At 57.8% G+C, this 3366-nt stretch carries 2 protein-coding genes; both read right to left on the bottom strand.

Annotation, left to right across the window (positions count from 1 at the left end):
* Positions 1-539: 539 nt before the first annotated feature.
* Complete coding sequence (locus H5U08_RS06690; protein WP_297031486.1) at positions 540-1700, bottom strand: hypothetical protein; 1161 nt, start codon at positions 1698-1700, stop codon at positions 540-542.
* A gap of 55 nt (positions 1701-1755) precedes the next feature.
* On the bottom strand, positions 1756-3021 hold the full coding sequence (locus H5U08_RS06685) for a glucose-1-phosphate adenylyltransferase (protein ID WP_297031484.1): 1266 nt from the start codon (positions 3019-3021) through the stop codon (positions 1756-1758).
* Between the last annotated feature and the right edge of the window lie 345 nt (positions 3022-3366).

Here is a 3366-nt window from a genome sequence, read left to right as displayed (position 1 = left end):
CACGGCGATCGGCGAACCCGATTCCATCCGGATCAACGGCAAGGTTGTGAAGGCTAAAGCCTTCACCAAAAAGCGGCGATAAATCGCCGCACTCCATATGGAGTGCGGGGCTTTAGCCCCGCTTTCGGCGCGGGACTTTAGTCCCCGTTGAAAGGCAATGGATGACCCAACGTTGAAAAGCGGACCCGACAGGCGGGTCCCTCCGGAGAAACGGGTCGGAGGGGCACGCTTGTCGTGCCCGAGGAAAAAGAATGGGTTATCGATCCATGTTCGACGGACCTGACAAGCAGGTCCCTCCGGAAAAAATCCCTCCGACGGTGTAGGGGCCATTCATGAATTGCCCCTACCGAGATTTGATCGACTTGGCACGATGGTTTCAGCAAGATGGCTATTGTGTCGTATGAGCACTTCCTGGATAGCCCCTCTTGGAGCGCGGTTTGTCTTTGGTCCAACGGTCCAGTATTGTGTCCGCGATTCACGAGTGCCCCACATCGAAAATCTGATCCGCCGGTCTGTGTGTACCGAGTCCGACGGGAAGTTCACCGTTGTCCCACGCCGCCGCCGAGGGCATCGCACACTCGAAGGCGGAATTCCCACGGCCGGGCCCAATCCTGCGTCTGCTCATTCTGACAGATTTTGAGCAGAAGCTGATTCTTTCCGGGTTTCAGACGGCACTCCACGCGGTACTGGTCATCCTCGTAGCCGGAATGGTACACATGGAAGACAGCCAGCAACTGGCCATTGAGCCACAATTTTGTGGCGTTGGGGGTGGCCCAGCGGATCTCTGCCGGTTGTTCCTCTTTTACTTCCACCACTGCCCACGCGTAGGCGACCACGCCTTTTTCCTCGCCCAAAACCGCGTTCAGGTCCACCCGCCCGTGAATGTCGTCCACGGTGATCGCTTTCCACGTCACCTCTCCGTGCTTGCCGGGATACTTCTGATGAGGGTCGAGCTCTTTTTCCGGTGGAAAAACGGTATCAAATCCACTGTCGCCCGTGTTGTCAAACGGGCCCACCACCAGCCAGGACCGTATATACCCGTAATGAGCCGCCAAATCCACCGGCTTGCCCAGTTCGCCCAACCATCGGGCCAGTTTTTCCACCTGATCCTTGTCGCGGGCCGCATGGAAAATCTGTTCCAGTCGCTCTGCGATGTTGCGGCGAGCCGCCGGGTCATCGAGACGGCGCACAAGCGACTCGATATCGCCGAGCTTTTGAATGGCCCCTTCCACCGCAGCACGACGGAGTTCCGACGCCGGATCATCGAGTGACTTTGCGAGGACTTTCTCGGCCAGTTCCGGCGATTGCTCCCGCCAGCGCTGCCATGCCCACCAGCGGATTTTGGCGTGCGCTGCGCGATTTTCCACCACAGATAAAAAAACGGCATCCGGAATTTTCCTGCCGTTTGCGCGTTCGACGTCCACGATACGGTCCGCCGCCGTCACCAGCCAGTTGAGGGCCACCGGATTGGCCCGCGACGCCGCCTCGAAAAGGGCGGGCAACGCGGCGGGGCCCTGGTTGACGATTCGCTGCCAGGCCTCTGCCGCCGCCTCTTGTCCGACCCCATTTTTATCCGCGCGGAGCAGAATGGCCAGGTCGTGATCGTCACCACCGACCTGACCGGCCGCGGCGAGAAGCGTCGCCCAGCCGATACTCAACCCTCCGCCTAGCGCAAGAACGGTGCCCAGGAGTCGCGTCATGCTGGCCCCTCCCCGGAAGACAACAGAAGTTCCGTCAGGCAAAATTTATAGAGACTCAGAGCGCCCAATTGTCGGGCAGAACGGTTCCCTTAGGAATAACCGTGACCCCGTCGCGGATCATGCAGTATTCCGTTTCCGGGGCTTCTTTCACACCCTCCGCGTTGACGATGCGGACATTTTTGCCGATGCGGCAGTTTTTGTCCACGATGGCGTTTTCGATGTAGCTGTTCTCATCGATCATGAGGGCCTGACGGTCGGCCGTGGGGGCCTCGTAAAAGTCATTCCCCATGATGATGGAGTTACGGATGACGCAGTTCGGACCGATGATACTCCGCAGACCGATGATACTGTTTTCGATGACAGCGCCCTCACCGATCACACAACCGTCGGCCACAAGACTATCGCGGATGGTGGCCCTTTCAATCCTCGAAGGCGGCAGGAAGCGAGCCCGCGTGTAAATCGGGGCTTCAGGGTGGTCGAGTACAAAGGGGGGCGCAGGCCGGGTGAGGGCCAGATTGGCCTCGAAAAACGCCCCAATCGTCCCGATATCTTCCCAGTACCCATCAAAAAGATGCACGCACACCCGACGGGCACGGATGGAGGCGGGAAAGACTTCCTTGCCGAAATCGCGGTACTCCGTTTTTTCCAGGACGTCCACCAGCGTCTGCCGGTTGAACAGATAAATTCCCATATTCGCCAGAAAAGGTCGGCCCTCCGCTTTGAGCCCGAACTGGGCAAACCATTCTGGATCGGTCCGCATGAAACGGAGTTCTTCCTGGGTTTTTGGTTTTTCCAGAAACCCCACGACCCGACCAGTCTCGTCAATCCTCATAATCCCCAGAGAAGACGCGGCTTCAGCGGTGACAGGCAGCGCCGCAATCGTGACATCAGCCTCACTTTTCTGGTGGGTTTCTAAAAGTTCCCGGTAATCCATCCGATAAAGCTGATCACCGGAGAGAACGAGGACATAATCGACGTCATCCCGATCGATATAGGAAAGATTTTGCCGAACAGCATCGGCAGTGCCCTGGTACCAATCCGTCCGCGTCAGTGTCTGCTGGGCCGCCAGAATTTCCACGAATCCCCGGTGAAACAGGTCAAAGTTGTAAGTCGCCCGGATATGCCTGTGGAGACTCACCGAGTTGAACTGGGTGAGGACATAAATTCGGTTGACTCCGCTGTTAATACAGTTAGAAAGGGGGATGTCGATGAGACGATACTTTCCAGCGATTGGGACGGCCGGCTTGGACCGATATTTGGTCAGCGGATAAAGTCGTGTTCCTCTCCCTCCCCCAAGGACGATTGCCAGAACATTGTTCATACGACCACCTATGCCGGGATGCCAAATCCTAGAGCCGCGTCAGAGACTTCTCTTGCCATACTACCCAAAATTGAATGGGATGCAACCCGTCGGCGTGATGACTCGTTCCCGGTTTTTGGTTGGAACTTTGCGGGGCCAGTGTTCATCGGACCCGACAAGCGGGTCCCTCCATGGAGTGCGGGGCTTTAGCACCGCTTTCGGCGCGGGACTTTAGTCCCCGCCGCAACGGAATGGACGATCCAACGTTGAAAAGCGGACCCGACAAGCGGGGCCCTCCAAGAGACCGGTCGGAGGGGCACGCTTGTCGTGCCCGGGAAGGAAAGATGGGCCATCAATTGGTATGCA

The organism is Thermogutta sp. (genome assembly GCF_014359955.1).
Taxonomy (GTDB): Bacteria; Planctomycetota; Planctomycetia; order Pirellulales; family Thermoguttaceae; genus Thermogutta.
This window is presented reverse-complemented; position numbering and strand designations above follow the sequence as displayed.

Bases quoted from the DNA above. Each gene is read 5' to 3' on its own strand.
- H5U08_RS06690 (WP_297031486.1), bottom strand. From the start codon at position 1,700: ATGACGCGACTCCTGGGCACCGTTCTTGCGCTAGGCGGAGGGTTGAGT.
- H5U08_RS06685 (WP_297031484.1), bottom strand. From the start codon at position 3,021: ATGAACAATGTTCTGGCAATCGTCCTTGGGGGAGGGAGAGGAACACGA.